14 protein-coding genes are annotated in these 21727 nt (G+C 67.7%); 9 read left to right on the top strand and 5 right to left on the bottom strand.

Annotated features, from left to right (window positions below; genetic code table 11):
• Positions 1-38: 38 nt before the first annotated feature.
• Positions 39-638: a pyridoxamine 5'-phosphate oxidase gene (pdxH, locus tag V9K91_RS07860; protein ID WP_095364389.1), complete on the top strand. Its 600-nt coding sequence runs from the start codon at positions 39-41 to the stop codon at positions 636-638.
• A gap of 7 nt (positions 639-645) precedes the next feature.
• On the opposite strand, the gene V9K91_RS07855 is transcribed toward pdxH, so the two are convergent.
• Positions 646-3186: a hypothetical protein gene (locus V9K91_RS07855; RefSeq protein WP_336443209.1), complete on the bottom strand. Its 2541-nt coding sequence runs from the start codon at positions 3184-3186 to the stop codon at positions 646-648.
• Between the two features lie 449 nt (positions 3187-3635).
• Positions 3636-5252: a propionate catabolism operon regulatory protein PrpR gene (gene prpR, locus V9K91_RS07850; RefSeq protein WP_336443210.1), complete on the bottom strand. Its 1617-nt coding sequence runs from the start codon at positions 5250-5252 to the stop codon at positions 3636-3638.
• 148 nt (positions 5253-5400) lie between these two features.
• Here prpR and prpB point away from each other — a divergent pair, with 148 nt between their 5' ends.
• From prpB to pbpC, 8 genes are all read left to right on the top strand, one after another.
• The gene (gene prpB, locus V9K91_RS07845) at positions 5401-6300 is read left to right on the top strand and encodes a methylisocitrate lyase (RefSeq protein ID WP_068853669.1); all 900 of its coding nucleotides are present in this window, start codon (positions 5401-5403) and stop codon (positions 6298-6300) included.
• A 28-nt stretch (positions 6301-6328) separates the two neighbouring features.
• Positions 6329-7486: a 2-methylcitrate synthase gene (gene prpC / locus V9K91_RS07840; RefSeq protein ID WP_068853668.1), complete on the top strand. Its 1158-nt coding sequence runs from the start codon at positions 6329-6331 to the stop codon at positions 7484-7486.
• Positions 7487-7562: 76 nt separating this feature from the next.
• Positions 7563-10178 carry a Fe/S-dependent 2-methylisocitrate dehydratase AcnD gene (gene acnD / locus V9K91_RS07835; RefSeq protein WP_336443211.1) on the top strand — a complete coding sequence of 872 codons (2616 nt, stop codon included), beginning with the start codon at positions 7563-7565 and terminating at the stop codon, positions 10176-10178.
• Positions 10179-10282: 104 nt separating this feature from the next.
• On the top strand, positions 10283-10531 hold the full coding sequence (locus tag V9K91_RS07830) for a type II toxin-antitoxin system ParD family antitoxin (RefSeq protein WP_095364393.1): 249 nt from the start codon (positions 10283-10285) through the stop codon (positions 10529-10531).
• Positions 10528-10851, top strand: coding sequence for a type II toxin-antitoxin system RelE/ParE family toxin (locus V9K91_RS07825; RefSeq protein ID WP_095364394.1), 324 nt, complete (start codon positions 10528-10530; stop codon positions 10849-10851). Before V9K91_RS07830 ends, V9K91_RS07825 begins: the two co-directional genes overlap by 4 nt.
• Positions 10848-12038: a 2-methylaconitate cis-trans isomerase PrpF gene (gene prpF / locus V9K91_RS07820; RefSeq protein ID WP_336443212.1), complete on the top strand. Its 1191-nt coding sequence runs from the start codon at positions 10848-10850 to the stop codon at positions 12036-12038. Before V9K91_RS07825 ends, prpF begins: the two co-directional genes overlap by 4 nt.
• Before the next feature lie 94 nt (positions 12039-12132).
• Complete coding sequence (locus V9K91_RS07815) at positions 12133-17058, top strand: alpha-2-macroglobulin (protein WP_336443213.1); 4926 nt, start codon at positions 12133-12135, stop codon at positions 17056-17058.
• 52 nt (positions 17059-17110) lie between these two features.
• On the top strand, positions 17111-19486 hold the full coding sequence (pbpC, locus tag V9K91_RS07810) for a penicillin-binding protein 1C (RefSeq protein WP_336443214.1): 2376 nt from the start codon (positions 17111-17113) through the stop codon (positions 19484-19486).
• Positions 19487-19489: 3 nt separating this feature from the next.
• Here the strand turns inward: pbpC and V9K91_RS07805 are convergent, their stop codons facing one another.
• From V9K91_RS07805 to V9K91_RS07795, 3 genes are all read right to left on the bottom strand, one after another.
• The gene (locus V9K91_RS07805; RefSeq protein ID WP_237334267.1) at positions 19490-20281 is read right to left on the bottom strand and encodes a hypothetical protein; all 792 of its coding nucleotides are present in this window, start codon (positions 20279-20281) and stop codon (positions 19490-19492) included.
• Positions 20282-20432: 151 nt separating this feature from the next.
• Positions 20433-21035, bottom strand: coding sequence for a ferritin-like domain-containing protein (locus tag V9K91_RS07800; RefSeq protein ID WP_095364399.1), 603 nt, complete (start codon positions 21033-21035; stop codon positions 20433-20435).
• Positions 21036-21068: 33 nt separating this feature from the next.
• Positions 21069-21551 carry a peroxiredoxin gene (locus tag V9K91_RS07795; RefSeq protein ID WP_307106568.1) on the bottom strand — a complete coding sequence of 161 codons (483 nt, stop codon included), beginning with the start codon at positions 21549-21551 and terminating at the stop codon, positions 21069-21071.
• Positions 21552-21727 lie beyond the last annotated feature (176 nt).

Below are 21727 nucleotides of genomic sequence, written 5' to 3'. Positions count from 1 at the left end.
TGACAATAAACCCAAACCGAGCCGCAAAGAAGCCGACCATGACCGATCTCTACGCTGAAGCCCTGTCCACCTTCGCCGCGTTGTACGACGAAGCCAAAGGCAGCGCTGAAATCGAACCCAACGCAATGACCGTGGCCACCGCCACCGCCACCGGCGTCCCCTCGGCGCGAACGGTACTGCTGAAAGCCTTCGATGACCGCGGTTTCGTGTTCTACACGCATCTGGACAGCCACAAGGGCCGCGAGCTGCAGGCCAACCCGCACGCCGCGCTGCTGTTCCTGTGGCGCAGCCTGCGCGAGGCCGGCATCCAGGTGCGCATCGAAGGCACCGTGGAACAGGTCAGCAACGAAGAAGCCGACGCGTACTTTGCCTCGCGTCCGCGCCTGAGCCAGATCGGCGCGTGGGCGTCGCTGCAGTCACGCACGCTGGCCTCGCGCGAGGAATTCGATACGCGCGTGGCCACTGCCGAAGCCAGCTTCGCCGGCCGCGATGTTCCGCGGCCGGACGGCTGGAGCGGGCTGCGGGTGGTGCCGCGCCGGATCGAGTTCTGGTACGGCGCGCAGTTCCGCCTGCACGAGCGCTGGTGCTACGAGATCGATGCCAACGGGCAGTGGTGCAAGCGCCTGCTGTACCCGTAAGCGCTGCTCAACCGACCACCGGCAGGGTCAATGCCCCGATCAGCGACGACATCGCCTTCTGCCGGGTGGTGATGGCCCCGACCGCTTCAAACAGCGCATACAGCTGGGCGCGCCGGGTTTCGGCATCGGCTGCCTGCGTGAACGCGTCCAGCGTGCTGGTGTCGGCATTTTCGCGGCGCGTGGTGGCACCACCGATAGTGGTGGTGGGCTCGCGCTGCAGCCAGTAGCGCGCTTCCAGCGAAGGTACGGAACCGGGGTCGGTGAGCGCTTCGGCCAGCCGGTCCAGGTCGGCACCATGCGAATCCAGCAGCGCGGCCCACGTCTCAGCACGGGGCTGCGTGGCCGAACACAGGGACAGGTAGCGCATCAGCGGGCTGGTCAGCGTGCCTTCGCCCAGCCGGTCGTACCGGGTGAATTGGGTTGCGCGGTTGTGCTCCACACGAATCGTCGGTGCCAGCCCCGGCAGCACCGGCACGGGTACCGTCACGCCCACCGACTGTGCGGTGCCGGTGGCCAGACGCACCGCATGCAGGTGGTTGCCGCGCGCGGACGGGGGGAAGTCTGGATCGGTCTGGAAGGAAGGCCGGAAGAAGCGCACCAGCAGCTGGCTGGTGCCGCTGACCCCAAGGTCGGCCGACAGCGGGGCGACCAATGCTTCGGCTTCGTGCAGGGGCAGCGCGCCCCACTCCGGCAACTGCCGCTCCACCTCGGACAGGATGGTGCCCAACGCGGGCGCGAGATGGGCAGCAACGGTCAGCTCCAGATAGTCGCCATTGCGCAGCGGATCCGGATCCTGGCGCACGTGGCGTGCGACGCCGATCTCTCCGGTGGCGGTCAGCAACGGCAACGATGCAGAGAGCGACAGGCTGCCGCGGGTGGTGGCGATACGCTGGATCTGCTCGCGGAACGCATGCGTCGCCCGGTACACCCACGCGCGGTCGTGCGGCAGCGTGGTGTCATGGATGCGCCGGGCTTCGGACTGCACGCTGCGCTGCAGGCGGGCCCAACCCGCATGCGCTGCCGCTGCGCGGGTGTCGGGTGCCGGCACCGCCTGCAGCCAGGCGAGCGTGTCGAGCAGGGCGATCATCACCGGTTCGGGCGCTGCAGAGCTGCTGCCCCAGTCGCGTGCCAGCGACGCCAGCGGCGCGCGTGCCTGTGCCGGCGCACGCAACGACAGGTCGGCCAGTGCCTGCAGGTGATCGAACGCGGCGCTGACATGTGCCACGGCCTTCTGTCGTTTTTCAATGGTGTCCGGGTCCCGCGGCGACGCCATGACCTCCTGGACGATCTGGAGCGCCTGCGAACGGGGCTGGTTGCCCACCAGATGCGCCACGCGCGCTTCCAGAACGGCGCGGATGCCGGGATCTTTGCTGGCAGGCAGGCCGTCTTCGCCGAGCTCGGTGAGCCGGGTCGGCAGCGCCGCCCGCAGTACCGTGCGGTTGGCCGCAGCGGTGGCGCCGAGCTGGCCCAGCCCATAGCCGGCACTGGCGGCCAGCGCGCCGCCATGAGTGGTCATGCCGGCGGTGATCAACAGGCCGCGCTTGCCGAATGCCAGAGGCTGCGCCACGGCCTGCTTGCCGAGCAGGAGCGGCAGCGTCGACTGCAAGGCCATCGCGCGGCTGGTGCGCTCGTCGTAGCGGTCGCGACGTGGCTCGGTCACGCGCTTGAACGCGCGCTGCAGGACGTTGCCGCCCAACCGGCGGGCGACCGATGCATGGGCCAGGCGCAGCACGCGGGTGCGCATCGACATGGAGATGTCCGCATCGCCTTCGGTCGAGTAGCCGCTCAGTCTGCCTTCCACGCCTACCCCGGGAGCGACGCTGGCCTGGACGCTGGCTTCAGCACTTACCGTCGCGCTGCGGATGGTGGCGACCGTGAGGTCGTCGAAGGTGGCCACGCTGGATTCCTGGCGTGCACCGGCCGCCGCGCCGGCATGCACGCCGCTGGGCAACCCTAAGCGCACGCCCAGCATGCCGCCGGTGCCGGCGCTGCGCTGCGAACCCGGCAGCGCGTTGATGCGTTCGCGCTCGGTGTGGCGTGCGATCTGCTCGTGCAGCATCGCCTCGGCGCGTGCTGCGCGGGTCAGGTCGTACAGCGCCGCTCGCAGTGCCTTCTGCCGTTCGGGGACATGGCGGCCGTTGGGCAGGCGCTTGATCGCACGCAGCAGCGCGCTGCTCTGCTTGCGGGCCAACGGCTCGCGTGGGTCCAGGTCCAGCACCTCCAGTGCGTTGGCAACATCCGCAGGCGCTTCGGCGCGGCACTGCGCCAGCAGGGCATGGATCTGGCCGCTGAGCACCACCAGTGCATGCTCGGTGGGGCCGGGGGCGCTGGGTGCATCGTCCCGCGCCTGGTCGGTGTTGGACGCTGACGCGGGCATCCGCGATACGCGGACGGGGGCGGGCTGCGGCCGGTTCGCGTGGTTGCTGATACCAGTCAGCGGGATGGCCCGGGTCGGGCCCGCCGCGGCATCGCGCGGCCTGCGCAGGGCCAGCGCGGTGGTGCGGGCGACGAGGGTGGAAAGGGGCCTGGCGTGGGTGGCTGGGAACATGCACTGTCCTCGGTGGTGGGCGGATCCTCGCTCTGGAACCTAGCCGTGCGGCGGGCCGTTGGACATTGCCGTGATCGCAGACAGTTCACCCGGTGTTTCCGTTGATGAACCTCCTGCGCGGGCCATCGAAACTTTCTTCCTCTTGACCTCATCGATGGCGTGTATCGGTCCGCGTGCGGCGGAATCGGGCGGGAAGGCCTGGTATGGCGGGAAATCCGGGCTTCAAACCGCCCGACGCGCCCTGCGCGGTGATGTCGCGGCCGGACGCATGCCATCACCCTCCATGTCCCGCGCTGTCAGTTCCTGCCCGTGCAGCAGACGAAATGATGAACATGTCGCACAACCGGATATCCGCATTTGGCTTTAGGAGTTTCCCTAATGCGTTGTCGGTTAAAGCCTGCTCTGCGTATCAGGGATGTCGTTGCAGGCGCGGGATGCGCAAAGCGCGGTCAGCGGCGTTCGTCAACGGGGTGCCGCAGCCAACGCCACAGCGTCGTGCGCGATACGCCCAGCTGTGCGGCCAGCTGCTCCCGGTTGCCCTGATGTTCGATCAGCCACTGTTGCAGGGTTGCTGGCGAGGGGCGTGCGGGCGCAGGTCCGGCATGCAACGTGGCGCTGTCGGGCACGACAGCGCCGCCCGTGGCCGGCAGCAGTTCGGGCAGCCACGACTGCAGCTGTGCCAGGCCCAATGCCCCCTGGTCGATCCGCCAATGGATGCGCAGGCGGTCAACCAGGTTGCGCAGTTCGCGCACGTTGCCCGGCCAGGCATACCCGCACAGGCGCTCGGTGGCGGCTGCATCCAGCGGCGACGGGCGCTGGCCCAACTGCCGGAAGAAGTGCTCCAGCAGCATCGGCACGTCCTGCGGGCGCTCGCGCAGGGTAGGCAGTGCGATCCGCAGCGCGGCCAGGCGGTAGTAGAGGTCGCGCCGGAAGCGCTGCGCGTCCACCAGCGATTCCAGCGTCTGCAGGGTGGCCGCCACCACGCGCACATCCACCGGGGTGGGTTCGGTCGCACCCACCCGCAGCACTTCGCGCTCTTCCAGGACCCGCAACAGACGCGTCTGCAGCGGCAACGGCAGCTCGCCGATTTCGTCCAGGAACAACGTGCCGCCATCGGCAGCTTCCACCAGGCCGACCCGCCCACCACGCCGTGCGCCGGTGAAGGCGCCTTCGGTGTAGCCGAACAGTTCGGCTTCCAGCAGCGACTCACTGATTGCCCCGCAGTTGAGCGCCACGAAGCGGCCGCCGCGGCCACTGGCGGCGTGCAGCTGCCGGGCGACCAGTTCCTTGCCGGTGCCGGTGGCGCCGGTGACCAGCACGGTGCTGTCGTGCGGGGCATACAAGGCAATGCGCTCGCGCACCTGCTGCATCGAAGGGCTTTCGCCGAGCAGGCGATGCTCGGTGGGGCGTGAGCGGGCAGGGGCACGCTGGCGCGGTGCGGCCACGCCGGAGCGGGCCAGGGTCTGGGTCAGTTCCAGCGCGTGTTCGAAGGCCTGGCGCACCGAATCGGCCGAGTACAACAGCACGCCGGGCAGGCCGACGCGTTCGGCGTGGTCGATGGCCATGCCGGTGCCGACGATCACCTCGATGCCGTTGGCACGCATGTCGGCGATGCAGTCGCGCGCATCTTCGCGGGTGACGAAGCGGCGGTGTTCGATATCCAGCCCGAAGCTGTGCTGGAAGCTGCCGAAACTGGGCACGTCGGTGGCGTGGGTGACCAGCCCGATCCTGGGGGCGATCCGCCGCGCCCGCGCCAGTGCTTCCATCAGGTCGAAGCCGTTGGCCTGGATCGGTACCAGCGGGACCTCCAGGCGGCTGCGCAGGTAGGCCGCGTTGGAGCCGCCCGCAATCACCACATCGCAATGCTCGCGGCGCAGACGCTGGCCGATCACGTCCACCGCCTCTTCAAAGCCGAGATTGATGGGGACGATGCGCGCGCGGCGGTCGAACTCCGGGATGACGTCGCCGAGCAGGCCGGTCAGGCGCGACACGCTCACCGTCCAGATCACCGGCAGGGCACCGGGGTCCAGGTCGGGCAGGCGAGGGCGGGGCAGGCGGATCGACATCGTCGGGCACCGTGTTTCAGTTACATCCATGTTACATCCGTTTCAATGTTTCAAAGTGAAACAAGCCGGGGCGGCAGCCAAGCGAGTGGAATCAATCACTTGCGAGTTGGCACGCACCTTGCGCCTGTTACCCGTCAACCACGATGGAATGTTGCCCATGAGCACCCCAGTTTCCTCCGCCGGCGCCCGTTTCCGCGCCGCGCTGGCCGCCGAATCGCCGCTGCAGGTGATCGGGGCGATCAACGCCAACCACGCCCTGCTGGCGCAGCGCGCCGGTTACCGTGCCATCTACCTGTCCGGCGGCGGCGTCGCGGCCGGCTCGCTGGGCCTGCCCGACCTTGGCATCAACACCTTGGAAGATGTGCTGATCGACGTGCGCCGCATCACCGATGTGTGCGACCTGCCGCTGATGGTCGATATCGACACCGGCTTTGGCCCGAGCGCGTTTAACATCGCGCGCACGGTCAAATCGCTGATCAAGGCCGGCGCAGCCGCCTGCCATATCGAAGACCAGGTCGGCGCCAAGCGCTGCGGGCATCGGCCGGGCAAGGAAATCGTCACCCAGGGCGAGATGGTGGACCGGGTCAAGGCGGCCGCCGATGCGAAGACCGATCCGGACTTCTTCCTGATCGCGCGCACCGACGCCATCCAGGTGGACGGCGTGGATGCGGCGATCGAGCGCGCCATCGCCTGCGTGGAGGCCGGTGCCGACGGCATCTTCGCCGAGGCCGCCTACGACCTGGCCACCTACCGCCGCTTCGTGGACGCAGTGAAGGTGCCGGTACTGGCCAACATCACCGAATTCGGCAAGACCCCGCTGTTCAGCCGCGATGAACTGGCCTCTGCCGGCGTGGCCATCCAGCTGTTCCCGCTGTCGGCGTTCCGTGCGGCCAACAAGGCTGCCGAGAACGTGTATGAGACCATTCGCCGCGACGGCCACCAGAAGAACGTGGTGGACAGCATGCAGACGCGCGAGGAACTGTACGACCGTATCGGCTACCACGCCTTCGAGCAGCAGCTCGATGCGCTGTTCGCCGCCAAGAAGTAACGTCGCACCATTGTTTTCTGGAGGGATCATGAGCGAAGCAACCACCGCCCCCGGCTTCAAGCCGAAGAAGTCCGTCGCCCTGTCGGGCACCGCCGCCGGCAACACTGCCCTGTGCACCGTCGGCCGCAGCGGCAACGACCTGCATTACCGCGGCTATGACATCCTGGACCTGGCCAACACCAGCGAGTTCGAGGAAATCGCCCACCTGTTGGTGCACGGCAAGCTGCCCACCCGCGCCGAGCTGGTCGCCTACAAGGCCAAGCTGAAGTCGCTGCGCGGCATCCCGGCCGCGGTCAAGGCCGCGCTGGAAGAACTGCCGCCGTCGGCGCACCCGATGGACGTGATGCGCACCGGCGTTTCCGTGCTGGGCTGCGTGTCGCCGGAAAAAGACGACCACAACCACCCTGGTGCCCGCGACATCGCCGACAAGCTGATGGCCTGCCTGGGCTCGATGCTGCTGTACTGGTACCACTGGAGCCACAACGGCCGCGCGATCGACGTGGAAACCGACGACGATTCCATCGGTGGCCACTTCCTGCACCTGCTGCACGGCGAGAAGCCGCAGGATTCGTGGGTGAAGGCGATGCACACGTCGCTGATCCTGTACGCCGAGCACGAGTTCAACGCCTCGACGTTCACCTGCCGCGTCATCGCCGGCACCGGCAGCGACATGTACAGCTGCATCACCGGCGGCATCGGCGCGCTGCGCGGGCCGAAGCACGGCGGCGCCAATGAAGTGGCGTTCGAAGTGCAGAAGCGCTACGACTCCCCGGACGAAGCCGAGGCCGACATCAAGGCCCGCGTCGAGCGCAAGGAAGTGGTGATCGGCTTCGGCCATCCGGTCTACACCGTCAGTGATCCGCGCAACAACGTGATCAAGGACGTGGCCCGCGAGCTGTCCAGCGAGCAGCAGAACCTGAAGATGTACGACATCGCCGAGCGCCTGGAATCGGTGATGTGGGACATCAAGAAGATGTTCCCGAACCTGGACTGGTTCAGCGCCGTCAGCTATCACATGATGGGCGTGCCGACCGCGATGTTCACCCCGTTGTTCGTGATCGCCCGTACCTCGGGCTGGAGCGCACACGTGATCGAACAGCGCATCGACGGCAAGATCATCCGCCCCAGCGCCAACTACACCGGCCCGGAAGACCAGGCCTTCGTGCCGATCGACCAGCGCCGCTGAACGAAGGGCCGGCCCACGGGCCGGCCTTTCCGCATTTCCCGCACGGCCCGCCAAACAGAAGCAGCTACCGCCAGCCATGAACACTGATTACCGCAAGACCCTGCCCGGCACCGCGCTGGACTATTTCGATACCCGCGCCGCAGTCGATGCGATTGCCCCGGGTGCCTATGCCACGCTGCCGTACACCTCGCGCGTGCTGGCCGAAAACCTGGTGCGTCGCTGTGACCCGGCCACCCTGGAGGCCTCGCTGCGGCAGCTGATCGAGCGCCGCCAGGACCTGGATTTCCCGTGGTATCCGGCGCGCGTGGTGTGCCATGACATCCTCGGCCAGACCGCGCTGGTCGACCTGGCCGGCCTGCGCGATGCCATTGCCGACGCCGGTGGCGACCCGGCCCAGATCAACCCGGTGGTACCCACCCAGCTGATCGTGGATCACTCGCTGGCGGTGGAATACCCGGGCTTCGACAAGGCCGCGTTCGAGAAGAACCGCGCCGTCGAGGACCGCCGCAACGAAGACCGCTTCCACTTCATCAACTGGACCAAGAAGGCGTTCAAGAACGTCGATGTGATTCCGCCCGGCAACGGGATCATGCACCAGATCAACCTGGAGAAGATGTCGCCGGTGATCCAGGTGCGCGATGGCGTGGCCTTCCCCGATACCTGCGTGGGCACCGACAGCCACACCCCGCACGTGGACGCGCTGGGCGTGATCGCCATCGGCGTCGGCGGCCTGGAAGCGGAGAACGTCATGCTCGGCCGCGCCTCGTGGATGCGTCTGCCGGACATCATTGGTGTCGAGCTGACCGGTCGCCCGCAGCCGGGCATTACCTGTACCGACCTGGTGCTGGCGCTGACCGAGTTCCTGCGCAAGGAGCGCGTGGTGGGGGCGTGGATCGAGTTCTACGGTGAAGGCGCCACCGCGCTGACCATCGGCGACCGCGCCACTATTTCCAACATGACCCCCGAGTTCGGCGCCACGGCGGCGATGTTCTCGATTGACCAGCAGACCTTGGACTACCTGCGCCTGACCGGCCGCGAAGAGACCCAGGTGAAGCTGGTGGAAACTTACGCCAAGGTGACCGGTCTGTGGTCGGACGACCTGGGCCAGGTGCGCTACGAGCGCGTGCTGAAGTTCGACCTGTCCAGCGTGGTGCGCAACATGGCCGGCCCGTCCAACCCGCACAAGCGGGTGGCCACCAGCGAACTGGCCGCGCGCGGCATTGCCGACGAAGCCAAGCTGGCCTCCGGCAAGCTCGAGCAGGAGCAGGGCCTGATGCCTGACGGCGCGGTGATCATCGCCGCCATTACCAGCTGCACCAACACCAGCAACCCGCGCAACGTGATTGCCGCCGCGTTGCTGGCGCGCAACGCCAACCGTGCCGGGCTGAGCCGCAAGCCGTGGGTGAAGAGCTCGCTGGCGCCTGGTTCCAAGGCCGTCCAGCTGTACCTGGAAGAGGCCGGCCTGATCGGCGACCTGGAACAGATGGGCTTCGGCATCGTCGGCTTTGCCTGCACCACCTGCAACGGCATGAGCGGTGCGCTGGATCCGAAGATCCAGCAGGAAGTGATCGACCGCGACCTGTACGCCACCGCCGTGCTGTCGGGCAACCGCAACTTCGACGGGCGCATCCATCCGTATGCCAAGCAGGCCTTCCTGGCCTCGCCGCCGCTGGTGGTGGCCTACGCCATTGCCGGCACGGTGCGCTTCGACATCGAGAAGGACGCGCTGGGCTTCCGCGACGACGGCAGCGCGATCACCCTGAAGGACCTGTGGCCGAGCGATGCCGAGATCGACGCGGTGGTGGCTGCCAGCGTCAAGCCGGAACAGTTCCGCCAGGTCTATGAGCCGATGTTCACCTTCAAGGTCGAACACGGTGCGCCGATCAGCCCGCTGTACGACTGGCGCCCGCAGAGCACCTACATCCGCCGCCCGCCGTACTGGGAGGGCGCGTTGGCCGGCGAGCGCGGGCTGACCGGGATGCGTGCACTGGCGGTGCTCGGCGACAACATCACCACCGACCACCTGTCGCCGTCCAACGCGATCCTGGCCAGCAGCGCCGCCGGTGAGTACCTGGCGAAGATGGGCCTGCCCGAGGAGGACTTCAATTCCTACGCCACCCATCGCGGCGACCATCTCACCGCGCAGCGTGCCACCTTCGCCAACCCGAAGCTGATCAATGAAATGGCCGTGGTCGACGGCCAGGTCAAGCAGGGTTCGCTGGCGCGCATCGAACCGGAAGGCAAGGTCACCCGCATGTGGGAGGCGATCGAAACCTACATGGAGCGCAAGCAGCCGTTGATCATCATCGCCGGCGCCGATTACGGCCAGGGCAGCTCGCGCGACTGGGCCGCCAAGGGCGTGCGCCTGGCCGGCGTGGAAGCCATCGCCGCCGAGGGTTTCGAACGCATCCATCGCACCAACCTGATCGGCATGGGCGTACTCCCGCTGGAGTTCAAGCCGGGCGTGAACCGGCTGTCGCTGGGTATCGACGGTACCGAAACCTTCGACGTGGTCGGTGAGCGCGTGCCGCGCGCCGAACTGACCCTGGTGATCAACCGCCGTGACGGCGAACAGCTGCGGGTGCCGGTCACCTGCCGCCTGGACACCGCGGAAGAAGTCTCGATCTACGAAGCGGGCGGGGTATTGCAGCGTTTTGCGCAGGACTTCCTCGAATCCTCGCAGGTGGCGTGAAATCCTGTCTGTCCTACTGAATATGAAGGATGAATGGGGGTGCGCTTGCAGCCATGGGGCTGTAGGCGCACCATTCATGGCAAGAATTGCCATAGGAGGCCCCCATGGCCACGATGAACATCTCGCTCAGTGACCCGCTCAAGCAGTTTGTCGACGAAGAAGTCAGCGAAGGCGGCTACTCCAGTACCTCCGACTACGTGCGTGACCTGATCCGCCAGCGTCAGCGGAGCAAATCGGAAGACCTGCTCCGCAAGTTGGTTGCAGAGGGCCTTGCCTCAGGAACCGCAGAGCCGCTGGAAGCCGATCATTTCAATCGCATGCGTGAACGGGCCAAGGAGCGCAGCGGGAAATGAAGCCCTCCCGTTGGTATCCACGCGCGCTCCAGGACGCCGACGAGGCGGCCCAGTGGTTCGCCGGCGCAGGCGGAACGGCGCTGGAACTGGCTTTCATCGACGCCCTTCAGGCAGCCGTTGAACTGTTGGAGCGGCACCCGGAAGCAGGCTCAACCCGACACGATGGTGTCCTGGACCTTCCTGAAGGATCGCTGCGCTTCCTTCCCATTCGTCGTTTTGATGACTACCTCATCTACTACATAGCGTTGGCCGACCACATCCGTGTCGTCAGGATCTGGAATGCACGTCGTGGCCTTGATGCCCTATTGGATACCCAATGACCTATCTTCCCCAACTCCGCATTCCCGCCACCTACATGCGCGGTGGCACCAGCAAGGGTGTGTTCTTCCGCCAGCAGGACCTGCCGTTTGCCGCGCAGGTCCCAGGTCCGGCGCGTGATGCGCTGCTGATGCGCGTGATCGGTTCGCCCGATCCCTATGGCAAGCACACCGACGGCATGGGCGGGGCGACGTCCAGCACCAGCAAGTGCGTGATCATCTCGGCGCCATCGGTGCCCGACCATGATGTGGATTACCTCTACGGGCAGGTCTCGATCGACACCGCGTTCGTGGACTGGAGCGGCAACTGCGGCAACCTCAGTACCGCCGTGGGACCGTTCGCGATCAGCAACGGTTTCATCGATCCGACCCGCGTTCCGCGCAATGGCATCTGCACGGTGCGGATCTGGCAGGCCAACATCGGCAAGACCATCCTGGCCCACGTGCCGGTGGTAGACGGGCAGGTGCAGGAGATCGGCGACTTCGAACTGGACGGGGTGACCTTCCCGGCCGCTGAGATCGCGCTGGAGTTCCTCGATCCGTCCGACGATGGCGAAGGCGAGGGCGGTTCTATGTTTCCCACCGGCAACCTGGTCGACACGCTGGACGTGCCCGGCGTGGGCAGCTTCCAGGTGACGATGATCACCGCTGGCATTCCCACCATCTTCCTCAACGCGGCGGACCTGGGCTACACCGGTACGGAGCTGCAGCCGGCGATCAACGAGGACAAGGCCGCGCTGGCCCGGTTCGAGGCGATCCGCGCACACGGCGCAGTGCGCATGGGCCTGATCGACAGCATCGACCAGGCTGCGACCCGCCAGCACACGCCCAAGGTTGCGTTCGTCGCCCCGGCGCAGGACTACGTGTCCTCCAGTGGCAGGCAGATCGCGGCGGGCGACATCGACCTGCACGCCCGCGCGCTGTCGATGGGCAAGCTGCACCACGCCATGATGGGCACCGCGGCGGTAGCCATCGGCACGGCTGCCGCCATTCCGGGCACGCTGGTGAACCTGGCGGCTGGCGGGGGCGAGCGCGGTGCGGTCACCTTCGGACATCCGTCGGGAACCCTGCGTGTGGGCGCGGAGGCGGCGCAGGTCGATGGCCAGTGGACCGTAACCAAGGCGATCATGAGTCGCAGCGCACGGGTGCTGATGGAAGGCGCGGTAAGGGTCCCGGCCGGGACCGTCTGACCGCCCCGTACGCACCACCTGGCACACGCCATGCGTGTCCAGGCAGCCCGTAACGCCCGGGTGCATAATGAAGCCCTTGTTCAAGGAGCGACATATGGCAACGGTCGGGCGGTGGGGCTGGAAGGGAATCCTGGGGATGGCGCTGGTCGCCGGCCTGGCACTGGGGATCGGCGGCTGCAAGCGCAACGACAGCGGCCAGCTGCCGACGCCGTCGGGTGCGCCGATTGCCGCCAAGGCCGAGGCCGTCAGCGAGTTCACCCTGGTACGCGCCTTCCCCGACCAGAAGAGTGATGGTCTGTCGCTGGCCCTCGAGTTCTCGCGGCCGCTGGTCGGCACCCAGGACTTCGACAAGCTGGTCCGCTTCGGCGAAAAGGTCGGCACCGAGGACAGCAGCTGGACCCTGTCCGACGACGGCAAGACCCTGCGCTACCCGTTCGTCGAGGCGGCCAAGGAGTACACCCTGATCGTCTCGCCGGACCTGCTGGCCGCCGACGGCAGCCGGATCGGCAAGGAACTGCGCCAGAAGGTCTTCAGCGGTGAGCTCAAGCCGGTGGCCGGCTTCGCCTCGCAGGGCAGCGTGCTGCCGGCGCGCGAAAGCCGCGGCCTGCCGGTGGTGTCGGTCAACGTGAAGGAAGTGGACGTGGAGTTCCTGCGCGTGCGCGACAAGGAACTGTCCAGCTTCTTCAGCCAGTACCAGCGCGGCGGCCGCCGTGGCAGCTGGGAGCTGGACAGCGAATACGGCGACAAGACCCCGATGTCGCAGCTGGCCGAGCCGGTCTACGTCAACCGCTTCGTGCTGGGCGGCAAGCAGAACGAGCGCGTGCTGACCTACCTCCCCACCCAGGACATCAAGGAACTGCAGGAGCCGGGCCTGTACTTCGCGGTGATGAAGCGCAGCGGCTCGTTCGACAGCGAGTTCGACACCGCCTTCTTCACCGTCAGCGACATCGGCCTGCACACCCGCGCCTACAAGGACACCCTGTTCGTGCACACCGCCTCGCTGCAGAGCGGCGCGGCGCTGAAGAAGATCGACCTGCGCATCATCGACGCGAAGGGCGAGGTGGTGCTCAAGGGCAGTACCGACGGCAACGGCAACGCGCTGCTCAACTACACCCTGGATGCGGGCCATGTGCTGATTGCCAGCAGCGGTGCGGATACCTCGATGCTGCCGTTCAACCAGCCGGCGCTGGACCTGAGCGAGTTTGCCGTGGCCGGCCGCGACAACGCGTGGTTCGACGTGTTCGCCTGGTCCGGTCGCGACCTGTACCGCCCCGGCGAAACCGTGCGCATTTCCGCGCTGCTGCGCGACAACGACGGTAAGCCGGTCAGCGGCCCTGGCAAGGGCGGGCAGCCGGTGTTCCTGCGCCTGAAGCAGCCTGACGGCAAGACCTTCCGCGAAACCCGCCTGCAACCGGGCGAGCAGGGCTACCTGAGCTTCGAACAGACCATCCCGGTGGAAGCGCCGACCGGGCGCTGGCAGGTGGAGTTCCGCACCAACCCGGCCAGCAAGGAGGCGATCCAGGGCATGACCCTGCGCATCGAGGAGTTCCTGCCCGAGCGCATGAAGCTGGACCTGGACAGCCCGCAGAAGACCCTCAAACCGGGCGAGCCGCTCAAGCTGCAGGCCGATGCGGCCTACCTGTACGGTGCGCCGGCCGATGGCAACCGCTTCACCGCGCGCCTGGCGGTGGCGGCCGAGCAGTCGCCGGTGGACTCGCTGCCGGGCTACTTCTTCGGCGACCCGACCCTGGAGCTGCCGCGCGAGGCGCGCGATGTGATCGATACCGAGTTCCCCGCCGACGGCACGCTGCGCCAGGACGTGGAGCTGCCGGCCGAGGTCAAGGCCAGCGCGCCGGTGGCGGTGGTGCTGTCGGGCAGCGTGTATGAAACCGGCGGGCGCACGGTCAGCCGCACCCTGAAGCGGGTGCTGTGGCCGGCCCCGGTGCTGGTCGGCGTGCGCCCGCTGTTCAACCCCGATGACGGCGCCGATGCGAACAGCAACGCGCGCTTTGAAGTCCTGCGCGTGGATGCGGCCGGCAAGCCACAGCCCGGCAAGGGCCTGAAGGTCACCCTGGTGCGCGAGCTGCGTGATTACCACTGGACCTTCAACGACAACCGTTGGGATTACGACTTCAGCCGCCGCTTCGAAAACAAGGAAAGCCGCACCCTGGACGCCGGCAGCGCGGCGGTGGGCGTGGACTTCCCGGTGGAATGGGGCGAGTACCGCCTGGATGTGTTCGACCCGGCCACCGGGCTGACCAGCCGTTACCCGTTCCACGCCGGCTGGAGCTGGAACGACGAAAACCGCGGCCTGGATGCACGCCCGGACAAGATCAAGCTGGGCCTGGACAAGACCGGCTACAAGGCCGGCGACAAGGTCCGCGTCACCGTCACCCCGCCGCACGCCGGCAAGGGCTTGCTGATGGTTGAAAGCGACAAGATGCTGTACGTGCAGGAGATCGACGCCAAGCCGGGCAGCACCTTCGACATTCCGGTCACCGCCGAGTGGGAGCGCCACGATGTCTACATCACCGCGCTGGTGTTCCGCGGTGGCAGTGCGCCGAGCAAGATCACCCCGGCCCGCGCGGTCGGCGTGGTGCACGTGCCGATGGACCGCAAGGCACGCCAGATCGCGGTCGGCCTGTCCGCCCCCAAGCAGATGCGGCCGGAGCAGACCCTGCCGGTGACGGTGAGCGCGCCGCAGCTGGCGGGCAAGCTGGCGCATGTCACGGTCTCGGCGGTGGACGTGGGCATCCTCAACATCACCCGCTTCCCGGTGCCCGATGCGGCCGGCCACTTCTTCGCCCAGCGTCGCCTTGGCGTGGATGCTTACGACATCTACAGCCGGGTGATCGAAAGCTTCGATGGCAGCAGCGGCAAACTGAAGTTCGGTGGTGACATGGCCCTGGCCGCGTTGCCGCAGGCCAAGCGCCCCACCGCGCGCGTGCAGACCGTGGACCTGTTCTCCGGCCCGGTGAAACTGGATGCCAAGGGCATTGCCCGGATCGCCTTGAAGGTGCCGGATTTCAACGGCACCCTGCGCGTCTCCGCGCTGGTCTACGCCGATGACCAGTACGGCAAGCGCGACGTGGAAACCGTGGTGCGTGCGCCGATCCTGGCTGAAGCCAGCATGCCGCGCGTGCTGGCCCCGGGCGACCGCAGCACGGTCACCCTGGATGTGCAGAACTTCACCGGCAAACCGGGCGAGTTCAACGTGCAGGTCGATGGGATCGGCCCGCTGACCCTCGGCGAGCCCAGCCGGGCGCTCAAGCTCAATGCCGATGCCAAGAGCACGCTCAGCTTCCCGCTGGTGGCGCGCGAGGGCTACACGGTGGCCAAGGTGCGGGTGCGGGTGGAAGGCAACGGCTTCAAGGTCGACCGCCGTTATGACCTGCCGGTACGCGCGGCGTGGCCGCAGGTGCTGCGCGCGCAGACCCGCACGCTGGACCCGCTGGCCGACGTGGAGCTGGGCGCCGGCCTGGCCGATGGCCTGATGAGCGATTCGGTCACCGCGCGCATGCTGGTCAGCGCGCTGCCGCCGATTCCCTTCGCCAGTGCGCTCGACGGTGCGCTGAAGTATCCGTATGGCTGCGCCGAGCAGACCACCAGCAAGGGCTACGCCGCACTGATGCTGGATGAAGCCACCTCGGCCATGCTCGGTGCCGATGGGCTGGATGCCAGGACCCGCCGCGAACGCATGGAAGGCGCGTTCGGCCGCCTGGCGTCGATGCAGGTAGCCAACGGCAACTTCTCGATGTGGGGCGACGACGGCTACGTCAATCCGTGGCTGACCCCGTACATCGCCGAGTTCCTGCTCGATGCCAAGGACGCCGGCTTCGCCGTGCCCGACGGCGTGCTGCAGAAGGCGCTCAACCGGCTCAGCGAGGACCTGCTGTCCGGCGGCAACCAGTTCTACGGCGAGGACCGCCGCGAGAACCTGAAATTCGCCAACCAGGCGTATTCGGGCTACGTGCTGGCGCGGGTCAACCGGGCCCCGCTGGGTACCCTGCGCGCGCTGTACGACAACGAACGCAGCAAGTCGCTCACCGGCCTGTCGCTGGTCCACCTGGGCATCGCGCTGTCGCTGCAGGGTGACCACAAGCGGGGCGATGCGGCCATTGCGGCCGGTTTCGCCAAGCCCAGCAGCGAGCGCCCGCAGTACTTCGGCGATTACGGCAGCGCGGTGCGCGACGATGCGTTGATGATCGCGCTGCTGCACGAGCGCAAGCTGTCCAAGCCGGCCTACGACGCACGCGCGGTGGAACTGGGCCGCGCGCTGGATGCCCGCCGCAACAACGGCTGGATGTGGCTGAGCACGCAGGAACAGGTGGCCATCGCGCGCCTGGGCAAGGCGCTGGCGGCCAACCAGACCAGGCAGGTATCCGGTGAGCTGGCCGTCGGGAGCGAAGTGGAAGCGATTGCCGCGCGCCGCATGTTCGGCCGCAGTTTCGACTACGCCGCACTGGCCAAGGGCGTGCGGTTCAGCCCCAAGGGCGAGCCGCCGATGTTCGCCAGCCTGGAAGTGGCCGGCATTCCGCGCACCGCGCCGGAACCGGACAGCCGCACCCTCGGCGTGGAACGCAGCTGGTTCACCACCGACGGCAAGCCGTGGACCCCGCGTGCGCTGAAGGAAGGCGAAGCACTGATCGTGCGGGTCAGCGTGACCCCGAACGTGGACATGCCCGACGCGCTGCTGACCGACCTGCTGCCGGCCGGGCTGGAGATCGAGAACTTCAACCTGGGCGATGCCAAGCAGTGGGCCGACGTGGTGGTCGATGGACTGCGCGTTGAAGACCGTGGCGAGGCGGCGACGCTGCGCCATGAGGAGTTCCGCGACGACCGCTACGTGGCCGCACTCAAGCTCTCGCGCGGCAGCACCGCCAAGGTGTTCTACCTGGTGCGTGCGGTCACCCCCGGCACCTACACGGTGCCACCGCCGCTGGTCGAGGACATGTACCGGCCCGACCTGCGCGGGGTGGGGCGCAGCAACCCGACCACGCTGACGGTGGTCCAGCCGTGACCCAGGGCGGGCCCCGGCCGACGCCGGGGCCCGCGATGCCGGCCGTACTGCAATGACGACCCTTCGCTCCCGACTGCACTGGAACCGCTGGCGTCCCTGGCTGTGGCCGGTGCTGCGCTGGGGCACGGCCGGGCTGCTGGCTCTGCTGCTGGTGCTGGACCTGGCGTTCCCGCCGCCATTGCCCCGGCAGCGCGATACCAGCACGCTGGTGGTGGCCGGCGACGGCACGCCGCTGCGCGCGTTTGCCGACGCCGATGGCGTGTGGCGTTACCCGGCCTCCGCCAGCAGCGTGTCGCCGCTGTACCTGCAGGCCCTGCTGAACTACGAAGACCGCTGGTTCTGGCGGCACCCCGGGGTCAACCCCTGGGCGCTGCTGCGCGCGGGCAAGCAATGGGTGCTGGAACGGCGGATCGTGTCCGGCGGCTCCACCCTGACCATGCAGGTGGCCCGCATCCTCGACCCGCACACCCGCACCCCGTGGGGCAAGGCCAAGCAGCTGCTGCGCGCGGTGCAGCTGGAACTGCACCTGGACAAGGCGCAGATCCTGGCGCTGTACCTGGAGCGCGCACCCTACGGCGGCACCATCGAAGGCGTGGAAGCGGCCAGCTGGGCGTACCTGGGCAAGCCGGCAGCGCAGCTGTCGCATGCCGAGGCCGCGCTGCTGGCGGTGTTGCCGCAGTCACCCAGCCGGCTGCGCCCGGACCGCCACCCGGAGGCGGCACAGGCTGCGCGCGACAAGGTGCTTGAGCGCATGGTGGCGCTCGGGGTATGGACACGCGAGGAAGTGGACGACGCCCGTATCGAAGCGGTGGTGACCCGCGCGCTGCAGCCGCCGCTGCATGCGGCGCTGCTGGCGCAGCGCCTGCATGCCGCGCAGCCGCGCGCCGCGCGCATCCAGAGCACGCTGGACAGCGGGCTGCAGCGCACCCTGGAAGAGCGCGTGGCGTCGTATTTCTCGCAGCTGCCCGAACGCACCTCGGCGGCCCTGTTGGTGGTGGACAACCGCACGCTGGAGGCGCGTGCCTACGTCGGGTCGGTGGCGTTCGGTGACAAGCAGCGGCTGGGTCACGTGGACATGGTCCAGGCCTGGCGTTCGCCGGGCTCCACGCTCAAGCCGTTCCTGTATGGCATGGCCATCGACGACGGCCTGATCCATTCCGAAAGCCTGATGGTCGATGCGCCGCAGAGTTTTGCCGGGTATCGCCCCGGCAACTTCGATGCAGCGTTCAATGGCCCGGTGAGCGCCGCTACCGCGTTGCGGTTGTCGCTCAACGTACCGGCGGTGGACCTGCTGGACCGGGTCGGCTCGGCACGTTTCGCCGCACGCCTGTCGCATGCCGGCATCACCCTGCGCTTCCCGCACGGCAGCGCGCCGAACCTGTCGCTGATCCTGGGCGGCACCGGTGCGCGGCTGGAGGATCTGGTTGGCACGTTCGCCGCGTTCAACCGCAACGGCATCGCCGGCCGCGTGCGCTACACGCCCGATGATGCCGTGATCGAACGGCGGCTGATGTCACCCGGCGCCGCATGGATCACCCGCGAAGTACTTGAATCCAACCCGCGCCCGGGCTATGGCGCCGGTACGTTCGACGTGACCGGGCGCGCGCGCGTGGCCTGGAAAACCGGCACCAGCTACGGCTATCGCGATGCCTGGGCGATCGGCACCACCCGCCACTACACCGTGGGCGTATGGGTGGGGCGACCGGACGGCACGCCGTTGCCGGGCCAGTACGGCGCGGTGACCGCATTGCCGCTGATGTTCGAAGTGGTGGACAGCCTGCCACGCCAGCGCGGTGACGCCGCCGCCGCGCCACTGCCCGCCAACGTCACCCAGGCCGAGGTGTGCTGGCCGACCGGCGAACGCGCCGAGGCCACGCCGCCGGCACTGTGCCAGCGACGCCTGCAGGCCTACCTGCTCGATGATGTGGTGCCGCCCACCTTCGCAGAACGCGATGCGCGGCTGTGGCAGGCGGGGCGGCAGGCATTCAACGTGGATGCCCGCACCGGCCTGCGGCTGTCACCGGAATGCAGCGAACCGCACGAGGCCCAGCGCCGTGAAATAGCGCGGTGGCCGGCGCTGGTGTCGCCGTGGCTGCCACTGGCCCAGCGCCAGGCCGCGCAGCTGCCGGCGCTGTCGCCGGATTGCCGCGATGATGGCCGCAGCAGTGCAGGCAGCCTGCATATCGAGGGTCTCAACGACCGCGCAACGCTCGCACGCGCGCCAAATGCCGAACACGGCGTGCGCCTGCAGCTGCGTGCGCTGGGCAGTGAGCACGCGGTGGACTGGCTGCTGGATGACCGCTGGATCGCGCGCAGCGAAGGCGCGCGCAGCTTCCAGCGGGATTTCGACGAAGCCGGCGAGCACACCCTCACCGCGCTCGCCGCCGATGGTGCCTGGACCCAGGTGCGGTTCCGGATCCTTAGGTAACCGTCATTCCCGGGGGTAGACGGCCAATACCGAACAGCCGGGGCGGGCGAAGCGTGGGGTGTGGGCGCGTTGATCGCCTCCCTCACCATCGTTGACCAGGCCATTGTCGGCCATGACGATGCGGTCGCCCGGGTTGCCGCAGATCAACCCGTTCTGGAAACCGGACTGGAAGTCCACGGCGGTGGCGCCCTCCAGGATGCTGCAGCTGCTGCCCAGCTCCAGGTGGTAGTAGCGATGACCGCCGTTCTTCTTCGGATTGGTTTCCACCACCACGCCCTTGGGATCTTCGCTCCAGCCGCGCACGTTGCGGGTGGCGAAGCAGAACTCGGGAGAACCCTGGAAGGCCTGGGCCCGGTTGCTGCGCGCTGATCTGGCAGTCACATTGACTGTCGGCAGGGTCGCCGCGTACTGACGGCTGCTTTCGCGGGCGGCTTCGGCGAAGCTGCGGTTGTCCATCAGCCCGACCGCCGCCACCGCGCAGGTGCGGCCGTCGACCACCAGGCGCTCACCGGGACTGCCACACGCCCAGCCATCGGGTGCGTCCAGCCGGACTTGTTCGGCCTCGTTGACACCGGGGCAGGCATCGGTGAACTCCAGCCGGTACGCCTGGCCATTGGCGCCCAGCACGGCGATGGCCGCAGGGCTGGCCTGCTCGACCTGGCGCACACCGCGTGCATCCAGGCAGTGCGGTGAAGGTGGCGAGCGCTCGCCCGCCGCGGGGGCAGGCTGAGCGAAGGCCCCGGCAGAAGCCAGCAGGGCAAGCACAAGCGGGGCAGAACGGCGGGCAATGGTCACGATGCATTCCTTGCAAGGAGGACGTCGCCGACCTTACCACCGTGCCATGGCCGACGCATTGCCGATTCATTGCACGGTACCGACCAACGGTCGGCACCTACCGATCATGCATGCGTATCTGGTAGGTACCGACCGTTGGTCGGTACGGCGATCATTCGCCGATCCAACCCTCGAGCAGGTCCGCGAACTCATCGGCGTGCTCTTCTTCCTGGGCCAGGATCTCTTCAAGGATCCGCTTGGTGGTGGTGTCCTTGTCGCCAACGAAGTTGATCATTTCCCGATAGCTGTCGATGGCGATGCGTTCGGCGATCAGGTTCTCGCGGACCATGTCGCGAAGGTCCTTGCCTTCCTTGTACTCGGCATGGGAGCGTCGGGTCAGCGTGTCGGGGTTGAGGTCGGGTTCGCCGCCCAGCTGCACGATGCGCTCGGCCAGCTTGCCGGCATGCGCCTGCTCCTGCTGTGCGTGCTCGAGGAATTCGCCCTTGACCGCATCGGCCAGCATGCCCTTGGCCATGAAGTAGTGGCGGTAGTAGCGCAGCACGCACACGTATTCGGTGGCAAGCGCATCGTTGAGCAGCTTGATCACCGCTTCGCGGTCGGCGGTGTAGCTGTCGGTGATGGCGCCATCTTCGATGTCCTTGCGGGCCTTGGCGCGCAGGGTGGCCGTGTCGCTGATGCCCGGCGGACGGCTGGCGGGCTGCGGCGTGCTTTCGTTGGAGGAGGGGTTCGGGTGCTGCTTGGCTGGCTTTGACATGGCTGGCCGGGTTCCTTTGTTGCGGGAGGGGGATCAGCTGGGGAGGTGCTCCAGCACGTACTGCGCCGAAGAGACCTCGAACCTGCCGGGTTCTTCGATGAAGGTTTCGCGGACCACGCCGTCTTCGACATACAGCGCGAAGCGGCGCGAACGCATGCCCATGCCTGAGCTGCTGGCATCCAGTTCCAGTCCGAGCGCGCGGGTGAAGTCGCCGTTGCCGTCCGACAGCAGCTGCAGCCCATCGGGGACCTGCTGGCTTTCGCCCCAGGCCTTCATCACGAACGGGTCGTTGACCGCCATGCAGAACACGTCGATGCCGCGGTGGCGGAACGCGGCGAAGTGCTCCACGAAGCCGGGCAGGTGCTGGGCCGAGCAGGTCGGGGTGAAGGCGCCGGGCACGCCGAACAGCACCGCCTTGCGGCCGTCGAACAGGGCATGGGTATCCAGTGTCTCCATGCCCTGGCGGATGCGCTTGAGGGTGACTTCGGGAATGCGGTCGCCAACGTGGATGGTCATGGGAGCTCCTGGTTCATGGGCAAGCGTAGTGAGGGGCGTGGGAGGGCGGCGTCAAAACGTTGAAAGCCGCCTGTTCATTCCCATATCGAGCATGAGCGGGACTCGTGCGTACCGCATTGCGCAGGATCATCCGCCCGATCACGGCAGCCGGGCTGCCAGCCGCTAGAATTGCGCTG

This window comes from Stenotrophomonas sp. CCNWLW57 (genome assembly GCF_037203925.1).
In the GTDB taxonomy this organism is placed as follows: Bacteria; Pseudomonadota; Gammaproteobacteria; order Xanthomonadales; family Xanthomonadaceae; genus Stenotrophomonas; species Stenotrophomonas rhizophila_A.
This window is presented reverse-complemented; position numbering and strand designations above follow the sequence as displayed.